This is a genomic window from Faecalicatena faecalis (genome assembly GCF_012524165.2).
In the GTDB taxonomy this organism is placed as follows: Bacteria; Bacillota; Clostridia; order Lachnospirales; family Lachnospiraceae; genus Faecalicatena_A; species Faecalicatena_A faecalis.
Genome location: NZ_JABACJ020000005.1, coordinates 101,934 through 123,558, shown reverse-complemented (window position 1 = coordinate 123,558; position 21,625 = coordinate 101,934). Strand labels below are relative to the sequence as shown.

At 46.0% G+C, this 21,625-nt stretch carries 34 protein-coding genes; 3 read left to right on the top strand and 31 right to left on the bottom strand.

Annotated features, from left to right (window positions below):
* Nucleotides 1–2 precede the first annotated feature (2 nt).
* The 26 genes from HGO97_RS07645 to HGO97_RS07520 form a co-directional block, all read right to left on the bottom strand.
* Nucleotides 3–1,670: a terminase TerL endonuclease subunit gene (locus HGO97_RS07645; protein WP_216240718.1), complete on the bottom strand. Its 1,668-nt coding sequence runs from the start codon at nt 1,668–1,670 to the stop codon at nt 3–5.
* Complete coding sequence (locus HGO97_RS07640; RefSeq protein WP_330654209.1) at nt 1,654–2,040, bottom strand: P27 family phage terminase small subunit; 387 nt, start codon at nt 2,038–2,040, stop codon at nt 1,654–1,656. Before HGO97_RS07640 ends, HGO97_RS07645 begins: the two co-directional genes overlap by 17 nt.
* Before the next feature lie 84 nt (nt 2,041–2,124).
* On the bottom strand, nt 2,125–2,553 hold the full coding sequence (locus HGO97_RS07635; protein ID WP_216240717.1) for an HNH endonuclease: 429 nt from the start codon (nt 2,551–2,553) through the stop codon (nt 2,125–2,127).
* Between the two features lie 146 nt (nt 2,554–2,699).
* Complete coding sequence (locus HGO97_RS07630; RefSeq protein WP_216240716.1) at nt 2,700–3,116, bottom strand: single-stranded DNA-binding protein; 417 nt, start codon at nt 3,114–3,116, stop codon at nt 2,700–2,702.
* Between the two features lie 113 nt (nt 3,117–3,229).
* Nucleotides 3,230–3,445 (bottom strand): hypothetical protein, encoded by a 216-nt coding sequence (locus HGO97_RS07625; RefSeq protein WP_216240715.1) that lies wholly within the window; start codon nt 3,443–3,445, stop codon nt 3,230–3,232.
* Nucleotides 3,442–3,594 (bottom strand): hypothetical protein, encoded by a 153-nt coding sequence (locus HGO97_RS07620; RefSeq protein ID WP_216240714.1) that lies wholly within the window; start codon nt 3,592–3,594, stop codon nt 3,442–3,444. The genes HGO97_RS07625 and HGO97_RS07620 overlap by 4 nt, the downstream gene beginning before the upstream one ends.
* The gene (locus HGO97_RS07615; protein WP_216240713.1) at nt 3,591–3,836 is read right to left on the bottom strand and encodes a hypothetical protein; all 246 of its coding nucleotides are present in this window, start codon (nt 3,834–3,836) and stop codon (nt 3,591–3,593) included. Before HGO97_RS07615 ends, HGO97_RS07620 begins: the two co-directional genes overlap by 4 nt.
* The gene (locus tag HGO97_RS07610; RefSeq protein ID WP_216240712.1) at nt 3,833–4,771 is read right to left on the bottom strand and encodes a ParB/RepB/Spo0J family partition protein; all 939 of its coding nucleotides are present in this window, start codon (nt 4,769–4,771) and stop codon (nt 3,833–3,835) included. Before HGO97_RS07610 ends, HGO97_RS07615 begins: the two co-directional genes overlap by 4 nt.
* A gap of 5 nt (nt 4,772–4,776) precedes the next feature.
* On the bottom strand, nt 4,777–5,523 hold the full coding sequence (locus tag HGO97_RS07605) for a ParA family protein (RefSeq protein ID WP_216240711.1): 747 nt from the start codon (nt 5,521–5,523) through the stop codon (nt 4,777–4,779).
* 194 nt (nt 5,524–5,717) lie between these two features.
* Nucleotides 5,718–6,116, bottom strand: coding sequence for a VRR-NUC domain-containing protein (locus HGO97_RS07600; RefSeq protein WP_216240710.1), 399 nt, complete (start codon nt 6,114–6,116; stop codon nt 5,718–5,720).
* Entirely contained in the window at nt 6,106–6,387 is a 282-nt protein-coding gene (locus HGO97_RS07595) for a hypothetical protein (protein WP_216240709.1), read from the bottom strand. The genes HGO97_RS07600 and HGO97_RS07595 overlap by 11 nt, the downstream gene beginning before the upstream one ends.
* Nucleotides 6,365–6,790 carry a hypothetical protein gene (locus tag HGO97_RS07590; protein ID WP_216240708.1) on the bottom strand — a complete coding sequence of 142 codons (426 nt, stop codon included), beginning with the start codon at nt 6,788–6,790 and terminating at the stop codon, nt 6,365–6,367. The genes HGO97_RS07595 and HGO97_RS07590 overlap by 23 nt, the downstream gene beginning before the upstream one ends.
* Nucleotides 6,787–7,182, bottom strand: coding sequence for a hypothetical protein (locus HGO97_RS07585; protein ID WP_246597345.1), 396 nt, complete (start codon nt 7,180–7,182; stop codon nt 6,787–6,789). The genes HGO97_RS07590 and HGO97_RS07585 overlap by 4 nt, the downstream gene beginning before the upstream one ends.
* Before the next feature lie 186 nt (nt 7,183–7,368).
* Nucleotides 7,369–8,187, bottom strand: coding sequence for a rolling circle replication-associated protein (locus HGO97_RS07580; RefSeq protein WP_216240707.1), 819 nt, complete (start codon nt 8,185–8,187; stop codon nt 7,369–7,371).
* 217 nt (nt 8,188–8,404) lie between these two features.
* Entirely contained in the window at nt 8,405–8,788 is a 384-nt protein-coding gene (locus tag HGO97_RS07575; protein ID WP_216240706.1) for a hypothetical protein, read from the bottom strand.
* Nucleotides 8,766–9,206 carry a hypothetical protein gene (locus HGO97_RS07570; RefSeq protein ID WP_246597344.1) on the bottom strand — a complete coding sequence of 147 codons (441 nt, stop codon included), beginning with the start codon at nt 9,204–9,206 and terminating at the stop codon, nt 8,766–8,768. Before HGO97_RS07570 ends, HGO97_RS07575 begins: the two co-directional genes overlap by 23 nt.
* Entirely contained in the window at nt 9,203–9,556 is a 354-nt protein-coding gene (locus HGO97_RS07565) for a hypothetical protein (RefSeq protein ID WP_216240705.1), read from the bottom strand. The genes HGO97_RS07570 and HGO97_RS07565 overlap by 4 nt, the downstream gene beginning before the upstream one ends.
* A 29-nt stretch (nt 9,557–9,585) precedes the next feature.
* Nucleotides 9,586–10,278, bottom strand: coding sequence for a single-stranded DNA-binding protein (locus tag HGO97_RS07560; RefSeq protein WP_216240704.1), 693 nt, complete (start codon nt 10,276–10,278; stop codon nt 9,586–9,588).
* Nucleotides 10,279–10,350: 72 nt separating this feature from the next.
* Nucleotides 10,351–10,635 (bottom strand): hypothetical protein, encoded by a 285-nt coding sequence (locus tag HGO97_RS07555; RefSeq protein ID WP_246597343.1) that lies wholly within the window; start codon nt 10,633–10,635, stop codon nt 10,351–10,353.
* Nucleotides 10,626–11,465 (bottom strand): DNA-3-methyladenine glycosylase family protein, encoded by an 840-nt coding sequence (locus HGO97_RS07550; RefSeq protein ID WP_216240703.1) that lies wholly within the window; start codon nt 11,463–11,465, stop codon nt 10,626–10,628. The genes HGO97_RS07555 and HGO97_RS07550 overlap by 10 nt, the downstream gene beginning before the upstream one ends.
* Nucleotides 11,465–11,686 carry a hypothetical protein gene (locus tag HGO97_RS07545; RefSeq protein ID WP_216240702.1) on the bottom strand — a complete coding sequence of 74 codons (222 nt, stop codon included), beginning with the start codon at nt 11,684–11,686 and terminating at the stop codon, nt 11,465–11,467. Before HGO97_RS07545 ends, HGO97_RS07550 begins: the two co-directional genes overlap by 1 nt.
* Nucleotides 11,686–12,531 (bottom strand): hypothetical protein, encoded by an 846-nt coding sequence (locus HGO97_RS07540; RefSeq protein ID WP_216240701.1) that lies wholly within the window; start codon nt 12,529–12,531, stop codon nt 11,686–11,688. Before HGO97_RS07540 ends, HGO97_RS07545 begins: the two co-directional genes overlap by 1 nt.
* A gap of 67 nt (nt 12,532–12,598) precedes the next feature.
* Nucleotides 12,599–13,246 (bottom strand): DUF6273 domain-containing protein, encoded by a 648-nt coding sequence (locus HGO97_RS07535; protein WP_216240700.1) that lies wholly within the window; start codon nt 13,244–13,246, stop codon nt 12,599–12,601.
* A 36-nt stretch (nt 13,247–13,282) separates the two neighbouring features.
* Complete coding sequence (locus tag HGO97_RS07530; RefSeq protein WP_216240699.1) at nt 13,283–13,582, bottom strand: hypothetical protein; 300 nt, start codon at nt 13,580–13,582, stop codon at nt 13,283–13,285.
* Nucleotides 13,583–13,966: 384 nt separating this feature from the next.
* A complete protein-coding gene (locus tag HGO97_RS07525) occupies nt 13,967–14,389 on the bottom strand; it encodes a hypothetical protein (RefSeq protein ID WP_216240698.1) in 423 nt (140 codons plus the stop codon).
* A gap of 31 nt (nt 14,390–14,420) precedes the next feature.
* Complete coding sequence (locus HGO97_RS07520; RefSeq protein ID WP_216240697.1) at nt 14,421–14,624, bottom strand: helix-turn-helix domain-containing protein; 204 nt, start codon at nt 14,622–14,624, stop codon at nt 14,421–14,423.
* A 262-nt stretch (nt 14,625–14,886) separates the two neighbouring features.
* Here HGO97_RS07520 and HGO97_RS07515 point away from each other — a divergent pair, with 262 nt between their 5' ends.
* From HGO97_RS07515 to HGO97_RS07505, 3 genes are all read left to right on the top strand, one after another.
* Nucleotides 14,887–15,198, top strand: a complete 312-nt coding sequence (locus HGO97_RS07515) for a helix-turn-helix transcriptional regulator (protein ID WP_216240696.1) — start codon at nt 14,887–14,889, stop codon at nt 15,196–15,198.
* 65 nt (nt 15,199–15,263) lie between these two features.
* Nucleotides 15,264–15,797, top strand: a complete 534-nt coding sequence (locus HGO97_RS07510) for a hypothetical protein (RefSeq protein WP_216240695.1) — start codon at nt 15,264–15,266, stop codon at nt 15,795–15,797.
* A 171-nt stretch (nt 15,798–15,968) separates the two neighbouring features.
* The gene (locus HGO97_RS07505; RefSeq protein WP_246597342.1) at nt 15,969–17,063 is read left to right on the top strand and encodes a tyrosine-type recombinase/integrase; all 1,095 of its coding nucleotides are present in this window, start codon (nt 15,969–15,971) and stop codon (nt 17,061–17,063) included.
* Nucleotides 17,064–17,242: 179 nt separating this feature from the next.
* Here HGO97_RS07505 and HGO97_RS07500 read toward each other — a convergent pair whose 3' ends face one another.
* The 5 genes from HGO97_RS07500 to rimO form a co-directional block, all read right to left on the bottom strand.
* Nucleotides 17,243–18,253, bottom strand: coding sequence for a GGGtGRT protein (locus HGO97_RS07500; protein ID WP_216240694.1), 1,011 nt, complete (start codon nt 18,251–18,253; stop codon nt 17,243–17,245).
* Between the two features lie 49 nt (nt 18,254–18,302).
* On the bottom strand, nt 18,303–18,995 hold the full coding sequence (locus tag HGO97_RS07495; RefSeq protein WP_186874366.1) for an iron-sulfur cluster assembly scaffold protein: 693 nt from the start codon (nt 18,993–18,995) through the stop codon (nt 18,303–18,305).
* A gap of 202 nt (nt 18,996–19,197) precedes the next feature.
* Complete coding sequence (locus HGO97_RS07490) at nt 19,198–19,707, bottom strand: CinA family protein (protein ID WP_216240693.1); 510 nt, start codon at nt 19,705–19,707, stop codon at nt 19,198–19,200.
* Between the two features lie 2 nt (nt 19,708–19,709).
* Nucleotides 19,710–20,249 carry a CDP-diacylglycerol--glycerol-3-phosphate 3-phosphatidyltransferase gene (pgsA, locus tag HGO97_RS07485; protein ID WP_216240692.1) on the bottom strand — a complete coding sequence of 180 codons (540 nt, stop codon included), beginning with the start codon at nt 20,247–20,249 and terminating at the stop codon, nt 19,710–19,712.
* Nucleotides 20,249–21,571 carry a 30S ribosomal protein S12 methylthiotransferase RimO gene (gene rimO, locus HGO97_RS07480; protein ID WP_216240691.1) on the bottom strand — a complete coding sequence of 441 codons (1,323 nt, stop codon included), beginning with the start codon at nt 21,569–21,571 and terminating at the stop codon, nt 20,249–20,251. The genes pgsA and rimO overlap by 1 nt, the downstream gene beginning before the upstream one ends.
* Between the last annotated feature and the right edge of the window lie 54 nt (nt 21,572–21,625).

Below are 21,625 nucleotides of genomic sequence, written 5' to 3'. Positions count from 1 at the left end.
CCTTACATGATAAATACTGGGAGAATGTCGCTTCCCTGCTGCTCTTCTGGAATCTTTTCGTGTTCAGTCATTGCGCCCACGAACGCGAAGAAGCCGTCTGTCTTCCTGCTCTTCGCTTCAATTTTTTGGTATTCGTAATTCCCATACTTTTTCGACTTCACTTTTTTTGTGTTGTTTGTGTACCAGCGCATGATCGAAGAATCGCCATAGACGATATTGTGGTTTCTGAATGCGCTGTCAATTATCGGTTCAACTTTTATTTTATCGGAAGGTCTGATCAGCTTGATATTCTTGTTTTCATAGCTGATCCCCAGCCTTTCAAGTGCCGTTTTCATCAGTGCGTATCTGTAATCGTCAAGCGTTGTCATTTGTATGGAATATGTTTGCATTTGTTCTTCGATCCAGTCTGCGATCAAGCTTGTGTCGATTTCGGGGGCGTCAACAAATTCAAGTTCGCCCGCTTCTTCTGCTTCGTGCAATGGGTATTTGATTCGCGGCAGATCTGCGCTGTTTTTACATACCCACGTTTTTTGCTTCCAGACGAATTTTGCGCCGCGTTTGGTCAATACTCCCGCAGAAGCAAAGTCATTGATCTTTGTGTAATCAATGCCAATGACTGCCATTTCGCCTTGAATCGGTGCTTCAACTTCCTGCTTTGTTGCAAGAATGTTTTCCCAGCTTGTCAATTCGACTTCGCTGTTTCCTTGCCGCCAGTTCATGCGCTTCGTCATAAAGTCACTGCTGGAAGATCTGTTTTCCAGCCATTCAGCATATTCTTTGCGCGTTTCTTCTAAAAGGTTCGGAAGATACTGCAAGGACGGGTTTGCTTTGTACCAGTTTTCTTCGTCGTGAACCTCTTCTTTGTCGTCAATCGCGCAAATGAACGGAAGAAAGCCGTTGTCCTTGATTTCCCCGTCAAGAATTTTCTGTGATTTCTCGATCAGATCGTCCAGAACTCCGTCGCATACGTCGCCGTTTGTCGTGACATATGTGCGGCGCGGGTGTGGTTTTTTTCCCAGTGCCGTTGTGAAAACCTTGATATTATCGTAATTTTCATACGCATGAACTTCGTCGAAATCAACTTTCCCCGATCGCAAGCCGTCTTTTGACTTTGCATTGTTCGTTCTGTACTTGATTTTTGACTTGTTCTTTCTTCCGGTTATCACTTCTTTGTTCCAGTAGAAGAATCTTTTCAGTTTTTTCGTATGTGCTGGATTTTCAAGAATGTTGTAGATGTCGTCGAATGATGTGCGTGCCTGCTCTTCTGCTGTGGCACATATATCAATGTCATACTGCTTTATTTCGCAATATGGACTGATCAAACAGAAATCTTCAAACGCCAGATAGCCGTTTTTCCCTGCTCCCCTCGATACCATAACAAAAAGATCTGGAAAGCGCGGCAGTCCGTCTTGTCTGAATGTGCAAATGTGCAATGTGAATATAAATTTTTCCCATTCAAAAAGCTGAAAGTCGAAATATTTTTGCAACGATAAATATTTCGAAAGTTGGTCTGTTTTTATGATTAAATCTTCATTTTCGAATACTTTTTTGACGAATTTGACAAGTTTTTTCTGCCATTTTGACACCCTTTTGAAGCCTTTTTTGCCCCCATTTTCGACCATTGAAAAGTATTCTTGCAGTTCTGGAATGTCCCTATAATTCGTCGCCATACTCGCCACCACCTATCGCGGCACTGGCTTTCAGTCCCAATTCCGACAGAAGCTTCAACATTTGCGCGTTTGTCTTATTAAACATGTCCACAGCTTCATTTTTCTTGAATCCAGACTGCCCGCCGCCGTTGTTATAAGGCACGATTGTTCCGCGTTTCTGAATGTCTTCTATCAACAAAGTTTTCGTGACGTACATTGCCATGTAGTCGTCGATCATGTCTTCAAAGAACTTCCCGAAAGTGCCGTTCGCTTCCAGCTGATCGCGAAGATCCGCTTCGATCTCTTTATACTTTTTTGTCCTTGTGATCCGCTTCACGTCACCGCTTCTGTTGTCTGTTGCTTTTGCCATATAGACCACCCCCTTACGCACGCGCGATTTTCCGTTTTGTCAACCCCCTGCCCCGATTCCCCTTGTAAATTGAAAATCCGATTCTTTTTGGGCGGGGGGATAGTGTCACCAGCGTTCTTCGTTCACAAAATGTTCTTTTTTTGATTCTGTCTTCACTCGCTTGTCTGGGTGCTGCTCATTGTGGCAGCTTTCGCAAAGCGGGATCAAGTTCTGATATACCTTGCCGTTGAATTCATATGTCCTTGACATAGCAAGACGCGGGTGTTTCCTTACCCACTGCACATGATGAACGCTTCGTGCTGGTGTATGAATGCCGCGCTTCTTGCACAGCTGGCATTCGTTGTTGTTCTCTTTCTTGATCTGCTCTGATAGTTCGCGCCATTCGCGCCACTTATAGAACTTTTCAAGCTTGTCTTCTTTTATCAGCTGAAGGATCCACGCTTCCAGCTGGTCTTCTGTCATAGTCATAGAATCGCGCCTTTGAATGCCAGTGCCGCCGAAGCGACACTGGACGAAGGAAAGTTTTGCAAACAAAAAGACACACACAACAAACATTCGTCGTCTGTTGTGTGTGTCGCTTGTTCACGCCTTAATGATAGCACATGTTGAATATTTCTTCAATGATTTCTTTTCAGTGCTTCCTGCGGCTTCTGGCGCGTCTGTGCATTGTCTTTTGCGTGTTAGTCAAACGGCAGCTGATCTTCGATTCCGTCTGGTATGTTCATAAAACCGTCGCCGTTGTCCGGCTGCTCCGCTTGTGCCTGCTGCCCTGCTGCCGCTTTGCTTTCTGCGAACTCCCATTCTTCGATCACAACGTCTGTCGTGTTCACCCTCTGCCCGCCTTCGTTTGTATAGCTTCCCGTCTGGATCCTTCCAGACACTGCAATCTTCGAACCTTTGTGCAAATACTTTTCTGCGCTCTCCGCAGATTTCCCGAATATTACACAAGAAACAAAGTCTGCGCCTGCGTCCCTTCCCCTTCTGTCTACTGCCAGACTGAAACGAACAATGCACAACTGTTCTTGTGAATTTTTCTTTTGTCCCCAGCGCACTTCTGGATCCCTTGTCAATCTCCCTAAAAGTATGACTTTGTTCATGTCTGCTGCCCTCTGCTTACTTCTTTTTTCTGTTGCCTATTATTGACAGCGCAACGATTGTCGCGCAAATAATAGCTGTGATGATAACTGCTGTCAAATTGATTGCCATGCTTTCACTTCCTTTCTGCCGCTTTGTACGCCGCCATTATTGCAAACGTGACCGGGAAGAAAACCCCTGCTGCCACGCTGTACACCAGAATTATTTTTCTGTCGTTTCTGGCTTCTGTCTTGCCTGCTGCCTTCAAGTACATGAACACTGCTGCGAATATTGCCAGTTCCACATAAATGAAGGCTGCTACCGATAGAAGCACAACTGCTGCCACATTCATTCTTCACGCCCTTCTTTCTTTGTCTTGTTATCTCCTGCCGTCCCGTCCCTTGTATGCCGCATGATGTTTCCGGCTTCCTCGACTGCTGCCACTGAACAAATAAAGACCACTAAGGCTGCCACCGCTACCGTTGCAATTATTACTTTCACTGTCCGCGCTCCCTTCTTGCTTGACATTTCTGCACAAGAAGTTTCAAGCTGATCAATTCTGGTTCTGTCAGATATTCGCAACAATCCGCCAGATCGGAAGCGGCTTCATATCTGTCCGCTTCTTCCTGCGTCAGCTGCAATTCCTCTGCGTCTTCTACCTCTGCCGCTTCGCCCTTCTTGTCCGTTCCGAATTCCAGTTTCTTTTCTTCTCCGTCGATTTTCAATGACAATTCTATCTTCATGCTGTTTCCCCCACGTCTTCAAGACCATATTCACGCTTTCTTCTCTTGCAGTCTTCCAGCATAGCTTCCAGAATCCGCACTTCTTCTTCGTTCATGTATATATAATATTTTTCAAGCATTTTCAGTGCATGAAGGCGGCGGGCGTTTTCCTTCTCTTCTTCCATTGTGTCGGTATCTGACGCATGCGGCTGCAACTGCTCCTGCGTTGCCTTGTTCTGCTTGTCTTCTTTCTTGCCCTCTGCCATTTCGCGGATCTGTTCACTTTTTACGTCTTCGCCTGCTGCCGCAGCTTCCGCAATGGCGTTCTGATCTTCTTCTGGAAGTCGGCTTGCTTCCGCAGCTGACGTCATGTTCAAATTGCCTTCTTTCAGCTGTTCTTTCACGCTGTCCGTGGCGTTGTTGTTGATCCTCTCCAACTCTCCCACCGTAGCAGAAGAAACGCCCAGAATCTGTGCCACATATTCGCGTGTTCTGGTTCCTTTTTCCGGCTTGAATGTTCCTTCCTTCTTTGCCTGCTGCAAAACTTCCTTCCACTCTGCCGCCTGCGTCATTCTGTCATAGTCAGTCATTTTCCGATTGAACGTATTGCCGATCAGCAGCTGGATTCTGAATTCAACTTCCGTCATGTCCTTATAACGGCAGTTTACCATTGCGAACTGTTCTTCGCCCTCTCTGACCAGAAGATCTGTTGCTTCGATTCTTCTGTGTCCAGATACAAGCCAGTATTCACCATTCACGCGCCCCAGAACAAGCGGCTGCTGCAACTCTCCTGCCATTTGAATTCCCGCTGCCAGTTCTTCGATTTCGTCCATGCTGTATTTGTTATGCTTCGTTACGATAATGTCTTTGTAATTCAGTTTGATTTCTTCGAACTGTTCCACGTTCGCGGATCCTGCCGTCTTGCTGTTTAATATGTCCATGATATTGAATGCCATGTCGTCTATTCCTTTCCCAGATATTCTTTGATCATTTTTCTGTAGTCCACCGCGGCAGCACACATCAACGAATAACCGTCAAGCGGCTGCTTGTAATATGTCGCGCTGTCCACCTTCTTCGAAAATCTGATTTTTGTTTTGAATACCTCTGCCGAACAATTTTCCCGAAGCCATTCTTCCGCAGCTTCGCTTTCCGGCGTCTTTATGAAGTCCGTGATCAGCACTGAAATTTTCTTCAAGTCCTTATTCAGTGCTTTCAGCTGCCCGATTGTTTCTGTGATCATTTCCGTTCCGTCTAAAGCCCAGTTGTCAAGCTTCACTGGAACAATCACTTCGTCAGAAGCACACAGCGCATTGATCACGCACATTCCCACGGCTGGCGGATTGTCAATGATACAGAAGTCATATTCCTGCATTTTCTTTTGCAGAAACATCTTCATTCTGTTGTCTTGTCTGTCATTGCTTTTCAGCAATTCATTTTCTGCCGTTTCCAGTGTCATGTTTGCATTGATCACGTCAAGCCCTTGATCTGTCACCCATATTGCCGGATCCCCGCCTTCCAGAATTCTTGCCGCCCCGCATGTGGCGTCTTTTATGTACTTCCCGAAGAACTGGCTTGTGTTCCCCTGCTTGTCGTTGTCAATCAAAAGCACGCGCTTCCCCCAGCGATTCGCCAGCAACGCTGCCATGTTGATTGCGGTTGTTGTCTTTCCCACACCGCCTTTCAGATTGATCACTGATATTGTTTTCATTTTCCCTTTTCCTTTCCTTCGTTTGCTTTCGTTCTGCTGCCTTCTTCGATATTCCTTTTCTGTCCGCCCATTCGCATGTGTACGCTTCTTTCTTTGTCCGAAATTTCTTTCCACACACAATGCACATGTACGGAATCTTTCTGGATCTTCCTTTCCAGTCAATGATCGGCTTCGGCATGTTCGCCACCGCCTTTCTATTTCCCGCCTGCTGCCAGAATGGTTCTTTCCTGCTGCAAATATTCTTCCAGAATCTGCGTTGCAGCTGCTCCACCCCAGCATACTTCTACTTTGTAGCCTTCACTTTTCAGAAAGCGGATCCATTCGTTCTGATTGTCCGTTGTCTTGTTCTTGCCGTATTTCATTTCGATATACAGCCCAGCAAAGCCGCCGCGTGGACACGGAAGGCACAGATCCGGCACGCCTGCTTTCACTCCCATAGCTTTGAATCGCGCTGCTTCCGCCGCATTCCTTTTCCCGCCGTTCGGCACATGGAAAAGCATTTTCAGTTCGGGGAATCTTCCAGTGTTCCAGTTCGCCCAGTCAATGACGCCCATTTGTTCTGTGTCTTCCCCGCGTTTCAAATTACCGTACATTTGCGCTGCTTCCTTTCACTCTTTTTTGCCAGCGTATGAACCGATAGAAGACGCGCCATTCTTCCTTTGTGGTCAAACGCCTATAATTCAAATACTTTCTGACGTTCAGTGTGTATGCTTTGACGTCTTCGTCGCCTTCAACATTCGCTTTTAACATTTTACTGGGTGAAATGATACCCAGAAGCCCTTTGAACCCGCTTGCGCGAATTCTCTTCGGGGCTTTCGGTCTTTTGCTGGTTTCCCAGTCTTCATTGATTTTTCTGTTTTTCATAGCTGCCTTCGCTTTCTTCGGTGTAGGCTGGTTCCCCGTGTTGGTATTCACCCACCAGCCAGCCGCCGCACTCAATTTGTATCTGGTGTCCGTCCGTTCCGTCGTTTAGTATGTCGATTTCGCCGAAATAGCCATGCGTCGCGCCGTCCGGCGTGTATATTGTGATACTGCCTTCCGTTTCCGGCTTTGGTATTTCGATAGACAACGGTTTCCCCTGCTCTCGTTCAATCTGTGCTGCCAGTTCTTCGTCAGTACGCGGCGGCTGTGCCTGCGCTCTATACCAGATAAACAGCATAAACAGCAACAGCCCCGCAAGGCTCAACGCAATAATCGCCGCGATCTGCGTCAGTGCCTTCAATACCTTGTTTTCTCTCCGTCTTTGTTCTTTTGTTGTTCTTTTCATGTCCTTTCTTCTGTTTCACTCCCTTCTTGCAACGGTTTTTCATATTCTTTCAGCTGTTCGACGATCAGATCCTTCGGCAAAATGTCCTTGCAGAAGTAAACCGTCGCGAAGCTTGCGCCGCGCTTGTATTTGTCCATACTGTCGGGACTATGGAACGCGATTCTTTTGTCGAATGACAGCAGCTGAATTCCCTGCTTGAAATACTCATACCGTGACACGCCTTGCAGCGAATTCAACGGCAGCAATATTGCGAACGGCTTCCCCAGTTCGCACAGACGCTTCAAAACTTCGTCTTTCTTCGTGAACGGCGGATTTGAAACAATAATGTCATAGCCGCCTTCTGGCTCATATTCGAAGAAGTCCTGCCCGTCTTCTATGCTGCTTCTGACCACTTGCCACCCCCCCCCGCTTGAATGTCTGGAAGAACGCCGACCAGTCACGATCGAACGGACACCAGATCTTCATGTCTTTGGGTATGTATTTCGCAATAGGATCCACAGCATAGAACGGCGTGTATTGTTCATTGCTTCCAGCGTCCCTTTTCGCCTTCAAATATCCTTTGTTCAATCCCATGTCTTTTATTTCCTTTCTGCCTGCTTGTTTTCTGTGATTTCGATTTCGCCCGTTTCCAGATTCAGCTTGTATGTATCGCGCTGCTTCTTTCTGCGCCTGCTGCCGTCGAAAATCAATGTGTATGTGAAGTACATGAAGCCCGTGAATTCATGCCATGCTTCCTTCACGCTTTCTTTGTCCAGATACCAGCCGGAAGGGATCGTGATTGTGTGATTGTATGCGTTCCTGCTTCGTACCGTCTTTCGTTCCGGCTCTGGGATCACAAGGTTCTTGCTGCTGTTGTACCTCTTGCCCCCGAAGCCCTCTGCCGTCTTCATGGTCTTTTCAGAATACTTCACAAAGTATGCTGCAAGCTTTGAATACTGCCCGCTGTCGTCCATAGGTTTTATTGTGATCCAGCCCTTTTTCCACAGCTTCTTCAATGCCTGCGTGTCTACATGGTTTATGCACATGTGAATGTGCGCTGCTCCGCGCTGCCCCACTTCTGGAACCCAGACATATTTCGCAACCGTTCCTGCCTTCTTCTGCTCTCTTCTCAATCCACGAAGCAGCTTGTCAACGTCCGACCGAAGATCTTCTGGTGCTTCTGGTCTGTTATCTTTTGAATAACTGAATGTTATGTACTGGCACGTTCCGTCGAAGTTCTCATTCAAGATCCACGTCAGCTTTTTGATTGCCTGCCTGCTGTTCACTTTCTTCTGTGCTTCGCTGGTCTTATTCTCTTTCTGCCTTCTGGATCCTTCCTTCATGTCAGCACGAATGCTGTAATAAAACGTGAATTGCTTCGTTTTCCCTGCTTTGCATATCTCTCTCTTATATGGCATGTGTCACAACCCCTTTTGTCGGTAAAATAATAAACTTAACAAGTCACCCATGCGGGCTTTTTCCCGCATATTTGTTGACTTTTCGGCACACATGCTATATAATATTTTTAACGGTTTTATTATTTATGTGTACCGCTTAGAAGTATTTGAATTCCCGTTCAAATGCTTCTTTTTTTGTTCAGTTTTTTTCGTCGGTTGTGATTTTCTTCGCATGTGCTTACTGTTCGAACGAATTCGTGTCAGATACTTCGCGCACGACTTTGATTTTGTCTTTCGCCATTTGCATGATCCGGCACTTCAAGCCCGTTCTGATTGTGATTGTCATATTCTTTGCCCGCTTGTCACAGACAAGATCAATCACGCCTTTGATCGTGCTGATCACCGCTTCCGGCTGCGAATAATTTCCCGCGCCTTCCCCGAACAATTCATCAACACGCTGCTTTGCCTTTTCTCTCCGCTGTGCTGCTTCTTGATACACCTTCGCTTCATCACATTCACAGTGAAGCGTCGCGCACTCTTCCAGCTGCGGATCTGTCATTTCTTCGCTGTTTTCGATCATGTGCTGCTGCCCGCAGAATCTACATGCCCCCGTTTTTGCCATGTTCATTCGCTCCTTTCTTCATTCTCTTCAACCTTTCCTTCAAAAATCTGTGGTTTATCCGTCGAATTGCCCTTCTGTACAGTCTGGAAGCGTCACGCATAGCTTTCGGCGACCAAGCTTTGTCGTCTATGTATTCATGTGCAAATATCTTCCGGCTGTCATTTCCGAACTTTTCAACATTTTCCGGCACATTCTCATTGATATAGTCAAATTCAAGTCCATGCTTCTTGCAGAATTCCACTGCTGCCGTCAAGTCTTCACCGCAACGGCACGTCCACAGAATCAGAATGTCGCCGCGTGCCTTGATCATTTTACAAGTGAAGAACATTGACCAGTTCGGCTTGATTATCTCTGGGAACTTTGTTTCTGCCAGCGTCCCGTCGAAGTCTACAGCATAGATCTTTTTGTATGCCCTCACTGCGCCACCGCCCTTCGGAAATGGCGCATGATTGTTTGCAGATTGATCTTGTCCACTTTCTTGATCGTATCTTCGCCCATTGTCCCCAACATATCCACAAGATTTTGAAGTTCCCTTGCGTCGATCAGATCGTGCATGAACATTGCATTCGCATAACCGACCGCGATCGCCGTCTTGACCAGAACTTCGTCGTGTTCGTCTGCTAACAAAATGCCGCGTGCCTGCTGCATGATGATTTCCATGTCTTTTGCCTGCCTTTGGGTGCTTCCCCGCCGCGCTTTGATGAAAACCGTCTTGATCTTCGTTTTGCCTTCTGTGCCTTTCGTGTCCTTACTTGTAAAACCCTTCATTTTGTGCTTTCCTTCCTTTCTGTGCTGAATTAGTTTGCTTCTGCGGCTGGATCCTCTGTTTCTGCTCCGGCTCCCTCTGCCGCTGCCACGTCGTCGCCAAAATCAACGCCCAGCTGTACGACTGAAACTTCATACGCAGTCATTAAATACGGTGTTGCGCCTTCGATCTGCTTCTGATAATCTCTTGACTGGAAACGCCCTTCTACTTCGACATAAGTGCCTTTTTTTATATTCTCCATTGCGTCTGCTACATTTTGCCAGCAAATGCAGGGAATGAAGCTAACGCTTCCGCGCCTTCCTTTGACCGAAACCATAATGTCAGCAATGTGTGTCCCCTTCGCAGTCTGACGCACGCGCGGTTCCTTGCAAATGTGACCACACAACTTTACTTCGTTCAGCTTGCTTTCAACCTTTTCCAGCAGCTGCATTTTCTCTGCTGCAATAAAGATCTTCACAGTCGGCGCAGTTGGTACGATTTCTTTTTCATTCTCCGTTCTGATTTCCCCGCGCAGTTTGATTGCCGATCCGTCGTCTATCTTTTCAAAGTCTTCCTGCGCGATTGCAGATCCTTCGAACTGCAAGATCAGAATGTCTTCCGTTCCGCTCTTTCTTTCTGCCACAATCTTTGTTTCAAATTTTCGACGTTCAAATTCTGACGCGTCAAGAATCATCTGCGGCTTTCCTTTGATCACTCCTGCGATCTTGATTTTGTTGTTTCTCATTTCTTTTTCTGTCCTTTCGATTTTATTTTGAATTTGCCGTCGATCGTGATTCCCTTCGTCTGCTTCTTTCCGTCAAATATGTATTGTGTAGTACAGCGACATTTGAAGATCGCTGAAACTATACTGCGCCGTTTCTTCTGGCTGGATCGGGGGACGAAGCCCCTTCCCTTTCCATTGTTTGTGCGTTATTTCTGGAACCGCACGAAATTTTTCCACTTCTTCTGCGCCCGTCAATTCAGCGTTGTCTTGTTTGAAGTTCCCCAAATATCCGACATACTTCGTTTCGCCGCCCTTTACAATCCGCAGACGGTCTGAATTATTCAGAAGACGCAGAAAATCATTCAATGTTATTTGCATGTATTCCCCCTTTCTGGAAGTCCATGCCGTCTGACGTATGCAAACAAATACTGCTGGACTATGCCTGCATAATCGGGGAAATTTTCTTGTATATAGCCTTGTCCGAAATAGTCTTCGATTTTCTGAACCCATGTGTCGATCGGATAGCTTTCATATTGTCCCAGACCGAAAAGGCAAATACATTCCGCCACTTTGTCACCCACTCCGCAAAAATTCTTCAAAACCAGCTTCGCTGTGTCGTGATCCAGTCGTGCCAGTTTGTGAAGGCTTACTGCTCCACTGGCTACAACCCGCGCCGCCGTTATGATCTGCTTGTCCCGATAACCGAAGCCCAGCGCACGCAAGTCTTTCGGCGTTGCGGTTGCAAGTGCTTCCGGCGTTGGAAATTCCGTGAATTCTACCCCTTCCGTCTGTTTCCAGCAGCCGTACTTTTCACACAGCCTTTCGATCAGCGTCGTTGCTCTTGCTATGCTGATATTTTGGGCTGTCAAGAATGTGATCAGCATTTCCCATGCTGTCTGCCGAAGAATCCGAATTCCCGCGCCCTCTGCCACTGCGTCTGCGATTAGTCCGCCTTTTTCGGCTGCGGCTGCCTTTATGCCCTCATAGTCTGTGCCGCCGTCAATGTCAAAGTAATTCGCCCATAATGTTATGAAATCGAACTGTGTACATGACAGTTCGAAGCAGTTTTCTTCGATTTCTTCAATTTGCAAATATTCCCCGTATGCTACAATAGAATATTTCTTTCCGCTTTCGTCAAGCTGTTTCCAGCGAAAGCACTGACCACTTTCGGCGATCTGTTTCAAATTCATGTTGATTCTTTCAATCATCACGCCACCGCCTTTCCGCGGATCCGCGCCAGTTCCGCTGCTACGTCTGCCCCGCTGTACTGCGCCAGAAGTCCTGCGCTGATCTGGTACGTCCATTTTGAAGACATTTTCAGGGCGGTTCCGATCGGCAGCTGCTTTTGCTGCATTCCGATTCTGACGAACTGCTGTGATACATGAAGAATTGCTGCTGCTTCCTGCACTGTGATTTTTCCTACTTCCATTATTCGTCACCGTCCTTCCAGACTGCATTTGCTTCTTTGTGGCATTGACGTTCCATGTAGTAATCATAAAGAAATTCTTTCTGTTCTTTGGTTCTGTGTCCGCCTTCCTTTTCTGTCGGATATGCAATGCCGCAGGAAGGATTGTGAAGAAGAATCCAGCCACGTTCCACCAGTGCGTCGCCACCAGTACCCAGCCGGAATCGCTTTTCTGTCTTTTCATACTCTTCTTCCGGCAAATTCTTTCGAAGCCATTCGTCAGCCCACTTCGTATGTTCTCCCCATTCAACGCCATGAAAAGTCCCGTTCGGTTCAAGCCAGCCGTAGTCTTCCGTTGTGTGTTCTTCTTTGTCTGACATGCGTTTCAAAAAGCTGTCCAGCATAGAACTTCCCCGCGATTCCCTTCGCGCTTCCACGTCTTTGAACAATCTTTCTTCATATTCTTCGAAGTATTCGTCGTTTGCAGCACGTTTTTCCCAGTCTTCCATTCTGTCCAGCAAAAATAAATATTTCTGTTGAATATCTCGCAGCTGCGCTTCGCTTTCTTCTGCCTTCTCTGCAAGTTTTGAAATTAGCTTTTCAATACGCCAGCGTTTGTCTGGTTCTTCGTTGTATTCGAATCTATAGTCACCGTCTGGATAAACGCCTTTAATTTCTGCCCGTCCGTCAAGAACAGCAAATGCTAACCCCGCGATTTCATTGTTGTCAAGCTGGTCTGTCTGAAGACTTCCCTGCAAAATCTCCATAGCGTGTCCGAATCTGTGGTTTATATAGCACTGTTCTCGCGCGATCCGCGTGATTCCTTCGCCTTGAACTCTCATAATCATTCTTTTTGTCGTCTTTTCCATGTGTATTCTTCCTTTCGTCGTTTGTGATTCCCCACCGCACTACGCGGCGGGATTCTGTGATTCAAGATTAAATTTCGAAGCAGAGGGGGACGCCAAGCGGCGTCGAAGCATTGCCGCTGTTGGGATTACCATAGTAGTTGACATGACAAAAGTACGTCGCGTTCGACGCGTACGGGGACTCACACCAAAACCAATCCGTGTCCGTTCCTTCTTCGCCGATCTTCTTCATTCTGTTTCTTCTGTCCTCGAAGAACGGGAACTGCTCTTCGCCTTCAATGTGCCTTGCGAAGATCTCCCGTCCGTGGATCTCATATTCAGACGGCAGCCACAGCTTGTCTTCACACTCCACAACTTCTTCGTATTCCTTCACATACTGTCTGCGAAGTGCTGGCTTGATAACTGCTGCCAGATCGTCGGGAAGAAGTGCGAAGATCTCTGTGTTCAGCTTCTCCCGCAAGTCTGAATTTTTCCAGCCGCAGTCATTCGTTCTTTTCTTGTTCATAGGCATTTCTTCTGAAAGACATTCCTTTGAAACAAATGCTGTGCGCTTTCCGTTGCCTGCGGTTCTTACGACTTGCGCCGTGATCTTCTCCCCCGTTTTCAATTCGAACTTTACTTCGTCGCCCAGATTCAGCTTGATCTTTCCTTCTTCAATCCCTGCTGCCAGTGCGCCCCAGTCTGTCTGCTGCTCCTGCTTTGTGATTAAAATTGCCATTGTGTTTCCTTCCTTTCCTTCGTTTTGATTTATGGATCATGCCTTCTGGCTTGTTCCCGCTTCTCGCTCTGATTTCGTGCGGAATTCCTCTTTGTTGAAGAACTCTTCGTCGCTGATCAAGTGCTGCCGCCACTGCTCCTGCTTGATTTTCTCGCTGATCGTGTACTTGCTGCCGATCTCCATAATTGTTTGAAACATGTTTTCGACCGTGTAATCTTTGAACGGGAATGAGCCGTCTTCCCCTTTGTACTGCTGCCACTGCACTTTCAGTTCTTCCAGTGCTTCCAGTTCCCTTTCGCCGACCATGAATTCGACTTTTATTTTCTGATATTTCATTCCGCAGCCCCTTTCGTCGTATGTGTAAATATTTTCTTTATTTTTTTATTGCTTTCTGATATAATAGAAACGTGCTTTTCACGGGACGCAGAAAAGAAGGTCAATATGACTGTATTTTTGATTGTTGCAGCCGTTGTTGAACTGCTGCCGATTTTAATTTCAGCACTTTCGACGACAAAGCTTGAATTGCAGTTCAAGCTTCACTTCCGACGAATATTCACTATTTCGACGAAAATTTCTGTAACTCAAAAATAATTCACACCCGCGCCCCGTTGTGGCACTCGCCAGCATTGTTCGCAGCAATGCTGGCATTTTATCTGATCGCGTTTCCAGCGCGTTTCAGAACATTTCCGCAGTCGGCATGTTTCCAGCATGTCGGCTGTTTTATTTCTGGCTATCTGATTGCGGTTCTTCGACCTCTGCTTCGAACCGATCCAGAAGTTCTTTCATTTCATTGAAAATCTTTCGATTTCTCTTGATTGATTCAAGCATTTCACAAGCAAGCACGCATTTCGGATCCGCGTCCAGTTCCACCAGCTTGTCGCAAGCCGTTTCCACCTTCTCGCCTGCTGCCCTCATAGTATCATCAATCAGATTGTATATTTCAATGTACGTCTGGCGTGACATTCTCTTTTCCGGCTGCTTCGGCTGGCAAATTGCCTTCCATGTGCATTTCTGGCAGGCGTCACACAGAACGCCGCGTCCGTTTATGTCGTTGTATGAAACAATGTCTTGTTCATTCACTGTGTAATGAATAACCATTCCGCAAGGTGCTGTTTCTTTCAGATCTTCAATCTTCTTTCCCATGATTCCTTTTTTTCCTTTCGTCGTATGTGATTTATGCAGACGCTGTTTCTTCTTGCATTTTGTAGATTCCAGCGTTCACCGCCATTTGTGTGGGATCCGCGTCTATAGCAGAACATATTCCGTAAAATTCAGTAACTTCGATTTTCCGCTGTTCGTTAAGCATTGCGCCCAGAATCTGCGGCGATATTCCCACTTTATCTGCAACATAGCTTTGTTTGATTCCTTTTTCTTTCATGTATGCTTTCAAGTATGCGCCTACCATTTTCACCCGTCCTTTCTTCTGTTTTTGATGTACTGCATTTCTGTATATTTGAATAATAATACTGCATAACAGTTTTGTCAATGCTTTTTTACTGCTTTTCTGTATTTTTTTATTGAAAGTATGAAAATGCTGTGGTAATATACAAATAAGAAAGGACGGCGATTGCGAAATGACAATTCAAACAGAAAAGAAATTGAAAGAAAACGTACAAAAAAATTTGATTTTTTATAGAAAAATGCGGAAAGTGACGCAGAAACAACTTGCCGACTTTCTTGAAATCGGTGTGTCAACCGTTTCCGGCTGGGAACGTGGTGCATATACGCCAGATATTGACACTTTATTTTTGATCTGCAATTTCCTTCAAGTCACTTTGAATGATATGTGTGGAATTTTCAACGATAACGAACAGTTATCAGAAGCAGAAAGCAAGCTATTGAATACATATAGATCTTTGAATCAAAGTGGAAAAGACAAGCTGCTGGAACGCGCAGAAGAACTTCGTGATCTCGGATATGTGGCAAAAGGGGACGCAGCAAAAATGGCATAAAATACCAAAAGCGCGGAAATGTGGTACATATTGAATATTTTAGAAAATAGAAAGAAGGAATGTAAATGAAACGAATTGCTTTTTATTTTATCGGCGGTTGCTGTATCATTTCAAGCTTTATCGGTTTTTCACAATATGGCATTGCAACTGGTATTATCTGCATTGTTGTCGGCGTTTTGTTTATCTCTGCTGCACATGGTACGTCTTCCACTGCTTCGCAACAAGAATCAACGCTTCCTTCTTCTGCTGTCCAGCAAGAAGAAATTCGCGGGCTTGTTTTCAATGTTGCTGGCGTTTCTTTCAGCAATGAAAGCGGGCGCATTCGCTCCCGACAATCTATACTTCGGAAGATACACTTCGAAGATCCGCCTTTCGATTCTGGATATGAAGTTCGTCTTGAAAGATATATCTTCGAAGACGCTCCTGCGTATTATGTATATGTTAATGACTATATTGTCGGTAATGTTCCGAAAGAATTCATTCACTATCTTGAAGAAAATTCCGATCGCAAATATGTTGTTGATTATTTCAATACATACGGCGGCGGAAAAAATAAAAACTTCGGTGCTGAAATGAAAATTTCATTTATAGACACATAAAAAGAAAAACCGCCCTGCGCTGGTAACGCAAGGCGGCTGCAAACTCCGTTTTGAACGGGCTGCTGTAATATTCTTCGCAAAAATATTATAGCACAAGCCCTTCAAATAAACAATCAGAAAAATCGGGGGCTTGTTTTTTTGCGCCCATTTTTCGGAAAGAAGGTGCTATATATGGCAATGAAACGTGCAAACGGCGACGGCTCCGTCTATAAGATAGGTGGAAAACGTCGCAAGCCCTTCGGGGCAAGGGTGACGATCGGCTGGCAGCTGGATCCCGAAACGGGGCGATCAAAACAGATATATCAGTCGATCGGCACATTCGCAACCCGCGTGGAAGCAGAAACGGCTTTGAACAATTATCTTCAAAACCCCTATGACATTGAAGCGCACAAAATCACATTCGCTGGTGTGTATGATCGCTGGTCTGCTGAATACTTTGAAACTTTGAAAAATCCTTCATCTGCCCGCAGCTACAAAGCCGCCTATGCCTATTGTGAACCGCTGTATAATATCCGAATGCGCGACATTCGGGTGGAACACATGCAGGGCGTGATCAAAGACGCGGAAGTCGGGGACGCCACGAAAGGGCGAATGAAGTCGCTTTTCAATCTGATGTATAAATGGTGTATGATCCACGAAGTCGTTGAAAAGGACTATTCCGCATTATTTGTGCATAAGGCAGGGAAGCGCGACAAGACGAAGCGCGTGCCGTTTAAGAACAGCGAAATTCAGAAGCTGTGGAAAATGCAAGAATTCAGCGTCGTGGACATGATTCTTTTTGCCTTGTATTCTGGTTTTCGTCCTTCGGAAGTGACTTTGATTGAAACGCGCTTCGTGGATCTCGTTCGCTGGCGGATAAAAGGCGGAATGAAAACAGAAGCCGGAACTGATCGAATTGTCCCGATACATGAGAAAATACGACCGATCGTTCAGAAGCACTACAACCCAGACAGCAAGTTCCTATTCACGAATGAAAAGGGCGAATACATGACATATGATCAATACCGTGGACGCTTCAAGAACGTCATGCGTGCGCTGGGGACTACTCACACCCCGCACGAAGCGCGTCACACCTTTATTTCATGCGCGAAGCATTTTGATGTTGACGAAAATCTTCTGAAAGCGATCGTCGGGCATAAGATCCGCGACGTGACCGAAGCCGTCTACACTCACCGCCCATTTTCCGACTACGTTGCCGCAGTTGCTTTGATTGATTATTCCGGCGAAGATATTGAATTTGAATCCATTGACGCAGACTGGGACTGATCCTGCTGCCCTCTCGGAAATATCTGCATAATGAAAGCCCCCAGATTGATTTCTGGGGGCTTATTCTGTGTGTATTACGTCTGTGTATTATCCGTGTATTTCCCGTGTAGTACATAGGCGTTTTCGCATGTTCTGACGTGTTCTTGCAGTCTTTGGAACCCTTGAAAATGCTGTGTTCCTTAGAATCTGCCAGCGTCTGCTGCTTCTTCAATACTGACTGCAACAGCCACGGTCATTCCGACCATCGGGTTGTTACCTGCACCAATCAGACCCATCATCTCTACGTGAGCCGGTACGGATGAAGATCCTGCGAACTGTGCATCAGAGTGCATACGTCCGAGAGTATCTGTCATACCATAGGAAGCCGGTCCTGCAGCCATGTTGTCCGGGTGAAGTGTACGTCCTGTACCACCGCCTGATGCTACGGAGAAGTACTTCTTGCCCTGCTCGATACATTCTTTCTTGTATGTACCTGCTACCGGGTGTTGGAAACGTGTCGGGTTGGTTGAGTTACCTGTGATGGAAACGTCAACGCCTTCTTTGTGCATGATTGCAACACCTTCACGTACGTCGTTTGCACCATAGCAGTTAACCTTTGCACGAAGACCTTCTGAGTAAGCTGTTCTCTGAACTTCTTTGAGTTCTCCTGTGTAGTAGTCGTACTCTGTCTGTACATATGTAAATCCATTGATTCTGGAAATGATCTTTGCAGCGTCTTTTCCAAGACCATTCAGGATAACACGCAGAGGTTTCTTACGAACCTTGTTTGCCTTCTCAGCGATACCGATGGCACCTTCTGCTGCTGCGAAGGATTCGTGTCCTGCCAGGAATGCGAAGCAGTCTGTGTCTTCTTCCAGAAGCATCTTTCCTAAGTTACCGTGTCCAAGACCTACTTTACGCTGATCTGCTACAGATCCCGGGATACAGAAAGCCTGAAGGCCTTCACCGATTGCTGCTGCTGCGTCAGCTGCTGTTGTACATCCTTTTTTGATTGCAATTGCTGCACCTACGATGTATGCCCAGCAAGCGTTCTCAAAACAGATTGGCTGGATTCCTTTTACCTGATTGTAAACATCAAGTCCGGCATCCTTTGTAATCTTCTCTGCCTCTTCGATAGAAGCAATACCATAGCTGTTTAATACTTCATTGATTTTATCAATTCTTCTTTCATATGATTCAAATAAAGCCATTTAATTGTCCTCCTGATTTAATCTAACGTTACCTATATGCTTATCCCGATTACTCTTTACGTGGATCGATGATCTTCACAGCGTCAGCAACACGTCCATACTGTCCTTTTGCTTTCTCCCAAGCATCGTTCGGAGTATCTCCTGCTTTGATGAAGTCAGTGAATTTGCCAAGGCTTACGAACTGGTATCCGATGATCTCATCGTTCTCATCCAGAGCGATTCCTGTTACATAACCCTCTGCCATCTCCAGGTAACGAGGACCCTTAGCCAGTGTTCCGTACATTGTACCAACCTGTGAACGAAGTCCCTTTCCTAAGTCTTCCAGACCAGCACCGATAGGAAGTCCGTCTTCTGAGAACGCGCTCTGTGTTCTTCCGTATACGATCTGTAAGAATAATTCTCTCATAGCTGTATTGATTGCATCACATACAAGGTCTGTATTCAATGCCTCCAGGATGGTCTTTCCTGGAAGGATCTCAGATGCCATAGCAGCAGAGTGAGTCATTCCTGAACATCCAATTGTCTCTACCAGAGCTTCCTGGATGATACCGTCTTTTACGTTCAGAGTCAGTTTACATGTTCCCTGCTGTGGTGCACACCAGCCTACACCGTGTGTCAAACCAGAAATATCTTTAATCTCTTTAGCCTGTACCCATTTTGCTTCTTCCGGAATTGGAGCTGGTCCGTGATTTGCACCCTGAGCTACCGGACACATCATTTCTACTTCATGTGAATAAATCATGTTAAAACTCCTTTCAAATATGTATGATTTTCTTCCTATAGGCGCTTGATATTTATTTAACGCCGTATATGAAATATTTTCGCACAATTTTCGACATTCGTCAATTGTAAGATTATACAAGTTTCTTGTATGTCATAGCTGATTTATCAGACAATATTTGTCTTTCGTTCTTTCCTTAAGATCCAAAGCCCTGATCTGCCGCTTATCCCAACATCTCAAGTGCCATGGCAAGTGCCGTCTGAACCGTATTCAGACGGTTCTCCATACGGTCACCTGAGAATCTGCATTCCTTTACAGCCGTCTTCCCGCGCACAGAACAGCCTACATATACCAGTCCTACCGGCTTCTCTTTTGTTCCGCCTCCCGGACCTGCGATTCCTGTAGAGCTTAATCCGACATCTGCCTTCGCTGCCTTTACTGCTCCCTCGGCCATCTCACGTGCCGTCTGTTCACTGACCGCGCCATATTGCTCCAACGTATCATGACTGACTCTAACAAGGCGTTCCTTCGCCTCATTTGAATAAGTGATATACCCTTCATTGAGGACATCAGATGCCCCCGGTACATTCACTAAAGTACCGGCGATCAGTCCTCCTGTACAGGATTCTGCGGTGGTAACTGTCATTCCCTGTTGAATCAGCTTCTCCACCAGACACTCCTCCAGGCTCTTTCCATCCGCTTTCCTCTGATTTAATTCCCATTCTGGATACATCCTTACATTCCTCCCTGCGTCAATACTTGTTTGTTCTTCACTACATAATCGATCAGAGAGATGATTGTAAGTGCCAATGCAACAGCAATCAGAATCAGTGATATAATATCAAATACTCCACCCAGATCTGCAATCAATACGATGATCATTGCCATCTGGAAAACAGTCTTGAACTTGCCCCAGTAGCTTGCAGCGATCACGATTCCACTATCCGCTGCTACAAGACGGAATCCACTGATGATGAACTCGCGGCTGATAATGATAATGACGATCCAGGATGGCAGCTTATCCATCTCAATCAAGCAGATCATAGCGGAACATACAAGCAGCTTGTCCGCCAGAGGATCCATGAATTTGCCGAAGTTCGTGACTAAGTTATACTTTCTGGCGATCTTTCCATCCAGCAGATCCGTCAGGCTTGCAACAATAAAGAGGACCAGCGCAATCCATTTACTTCCGTCGACTAAGTCTGTCAACAGGAAAAATACAAAAAACGGAACCATGATAATTCTCAATATGGTAAGTTTATTAGGTAAATTCATTACTCAATTCCTCCTATTAAATCATAATCTACTGCACCGGAAACCTTCACCTTCACAAAATCCCCGGACATCAGCTCCTCATCCGTATTCACAAAAATCAATCCATCCACATTCGGCGCATCGCGGTATGTCCTGCCCACATATGCATTCTCATCTGCCACTTTTCCCTCGATCATGACAAGAACCTCTCTGCCGACCATATTTTCCGCATTGTCAAAGGCGATCTCCTGTTGAAGCTCCATCAGCTCTGCCTGACGGTCTTCCTTTACTTCCTCCTCGATCTGCCCCGGCATACCTGCGGCCGGAGTATCCTCCTCCGGTGAATAGGTGAATACACCCAATCTGTCAAATTCCATCTCATCCACAAAATCCATCAATTCTTCATGCTGTTCCTCTGTCTCCCCCGGAAATCCGGTGATCAGGGTCGTCCGAATACAAATATCTGGAATTTCGCTTCTCAGCTTTTGAATGATATCGATCAGCTCCTGCTTGGATGTCCGTCTGCCCATGCGCTTCAAAATCTCGTCATTGGCATGCTGGATAGGCAGATCCAGATAGTGACAGATCTTCGGTTCCTCTTTCATCACCTGAATCAGCTCATCCGTGATTTCCTCTGGATAGCAGTACAGAACACGAATCCATCTGATTCCACTGATCTTACACAACTCTTTCAGAAGAAGATGCAGGCTCTTTTTCCCATACAGATCCTTCCCGTAAAGAGTGGTCTCCTGGGCAACGAGGATCAATTCCTTCACTCCCTGCTCTGCCAGGTACTCAGCTTCCTTGATCAGCCGTTCCATCGGAACACTTCGGAAATTCCCCCGAATCTTCGGGATAATACAATAGGTACAGTGCTTGTCACAGCCTTCTGCAATTTTCAGATAAGCAAAGTGCCCTCCCGTCGTGACCAGACGGTGCGTCTCTACTTGAGGCAGTGCGTTAATATCTGTCACTGTGACACTGTGCTGTCCCGCAAGTGCTTCATCGATGGCATCCAGAATCTTATCATAGGCTGTCGTCCCCAGCACAGCATCCACTTCTGGAATCTCTTCTAAAATCTCCTGACGGTAACGCTCAGCAAGACACCCTGTCACGACCAGCGCTTTCAGCCTTCCAGCCTTCTTATATTCCGCCATATCCAGGATATTCTGGATACTCTCTTCCTTGGCATCGTGGATAAAGCAGCAGGTATTGATCACGATGATCTCCGCCTCTGTCTCATCATCTGTCATCTGATATCCTCTGGATGCCAAAAGGCCCAGCATGACCTCTGTGTCTACCAGGTTCTTGTCACACCCTAGAGAAATAAATAATATCTTCATAAAACCTCCCAATTGCTACATTTTTCCTATTTTTAAAAGGCAGATACTCTATGC

Bases quoted from the DNA above. Each gene is read 5' to 3' on its own strand.
- HGO97_RS07605 (WP_216240711.1), bottom strand. From the start codon at position 5,523: ATGAAAACAATATCAGTGATCAATCTGAAAGGCGGTGTGGGAAAGACA.
- HGO97_RS07590 (WP_216240708.1), bottom strand. From the start codon at position 6,790: ATGAAAAGAACAACAAAAGAACAAAGACGGAGAGAAAACAAGGTATTG.
- HGO97_RS07580 (WP_216240707.1), bottom strand. From the start codon at position 8,187: ATGCCATATAAGAGAGAGATATGCAAAGCAGGGAAAACGAAGCAATTC.
- HGO97_RS07645 (WP_216240718.1), bottom strand. From the start codon at position 1,670: ATGGCGACGAATTATAGGGACATTCCAGAACTGCAAGAATACTTTTCA.
- HGO97_RS07550 (WP_216240703.1), bottom strand. From the start codon at position 11,465: ATGATTGAAAGAATCAACATGAATTTGAAACAGATCGCCGAAAGTGGT.
- HGO97_RS07495 (WP_186874366.1), bottom strand. From the start codon at position 18,995: ATGATTTATTCACATGAAGTAGAAATGATGTGTCCGGTAGCTCAGGGT.
- HGO97_RS07625 (WP_216240715.1), bottom strand. From the start codon at position 3,445: ATGAATGTGGCAGCAGTTGTGCTTCTATCGGTAGCAGCCTTCATTTAT.
- HGO97_RS07525 (WP_216240698.1), bottom strand. From the start codon at position 14,389: ATGGGAAAGAAGATTGAAGATCTGAAAGAAACAGCACCTTGCGGAATG.
- HGO97_RS07505 (WP_246597342.1), top strand. From the start codon at position 15,969: ATGGCAATGAAACGTGCAAACGGCGACGGCTCCGTCTATAAGATAGGT.
- HGO97_RS07555 (WP_246597343.1), bottom strand. From the start codon at position 10,635: ATGCAAATAACATTGAATGATTTTCTGCGTCTTCTGAATAATTCAGAC.
- HGO97_RS07530 (WP_216240699.1), bottom strand. From the start codon at position 13,582: ATGAAATATCAGAAAATAAAAGTCGAATTCATGGTCGGCGAAAGGGAA.
- HGO97_RS07575 (WP_216240706.1), bottom strand. From the start codon at position 8,788: ATGGCAAAAACGGGGGCATGTAGATTCTGCGGGCAGCAGCACATGATC.
- HGO97_RS07500 (WP_216240694.1), bottom strand. From the start codon at position 18,253: ATGGCTTTATTTGAATCATATGAAAGAAGAATTGATAAAATCAATGAA.
- rimO (WP_216240691.1), bottom strand. From the start codon at position 21,571: ATGAAGATATTATTTATTTCTCTAGGGTGTGACAAGAACCTGGTAGAC.
- HGO97_RS07565 (WP_216240705.1), bottom strand. From the start codon at position 9,556: ATGAAGGGTTTTACAAGTAAGGACACGAAAGGCACAGAAGGCAAAACG.
- HGO97_RS07490 (WP_216240693.1), bottom strand. From the start codon at position 19,707: ATGTATCCAGAATGGGAATTAAATCAGAGGAAAGCGGATGGAAAGAGC.
- pgsA (WP_216240692.1), bottom strand. From the start codon at position 20,249: ATGAATTTACCTAATAAACTTACCATATTGAGAATTATCATGGTTCCG.
- HGO97_RS07630 (WP_216240716.1), bottom strand. From the start codon at position 3,116: ATGAACAAAGTCATACTTTTAGGGAGATTGACAAGGGATCCAGAAGTG.
- HGO97_RS07610 (WP_216240712.1), bottom strand. From the start codon at position 4,771: ATGGCATTCAATATCATGGACATATTAAACAGCAAGACGGCAGGATCC.
- HGO97_RS07615 (WP_216240713.1), bottom strand. From the start codon at position 3,836: ATGAAGATAGAATTGTCATTGAAAATCGACGGAGAAGAAAAGAAACTG.
- HGO97_RS07535 (WP_216240700.1), bottom strand. From the start codon at position 13,246: ATGGCAATTTTAATCACAAAGCAGGAGCAGCAGACAGACTGGGGCGCA.
- HGO97_RS07545 (WP_216240702.1), bottom strand. From the start codon at position 11,686: ATGGAAGTAGGAAAAATCACAGTGCAGGAAGCAGCAGCAATTCTTCAT.
- HGO97_RS07540 (WP_216240701.1), bottom strand. From the start codon at position 12,531: ATGGAAAAGACGACAAAAAGAATGATTATGAGAGTTCAAGGCGAAGGA.
- HGO97_RS07520 (WP_216240697.1), bottom strand. From the start codon at position 14,624: ATGAAAGAAAAAGGAATCAAACAAAGCTATGTTGCAGATAAAGTGGGA.
- HGO97_RS07560 (WP_216240704.1), bottom strand. From the start codon at position 10,278: ATGAGAAACAACAAAATCAAGATCGCAGGAGTGATCAAAGGAAAGCCG.
- HGO97_RS07515 (WP_216240696.1), top strand. From the start codon at position 14,887: ATGCGGAAAGTGACGCAGAAACAACTTGCCGACTTTCTTGAAATCGGT.
- HGO97_RS07595 (WP_216240709.1), bottom strand. From the start codon at position 6,387: ATGAAAAACAGAAAAATCAATGAAGACTGGGAAACCAGCAAAAGACCG.
- HGO97_RS07510 (WP_216240695.1), top strand. From the start codon at position 15,264: ATGAAACGAATTGCTTTTTATTTTATCGGCGGTTGCTGTATCATTTCA.
- HGO97_RS07600 (WP_216240710.1), bottom strand. From the start codon at position 6,116: ATGTACGGTAATTTGAAACGCGGGGAAGACACAGAACAAATGGGCGTC.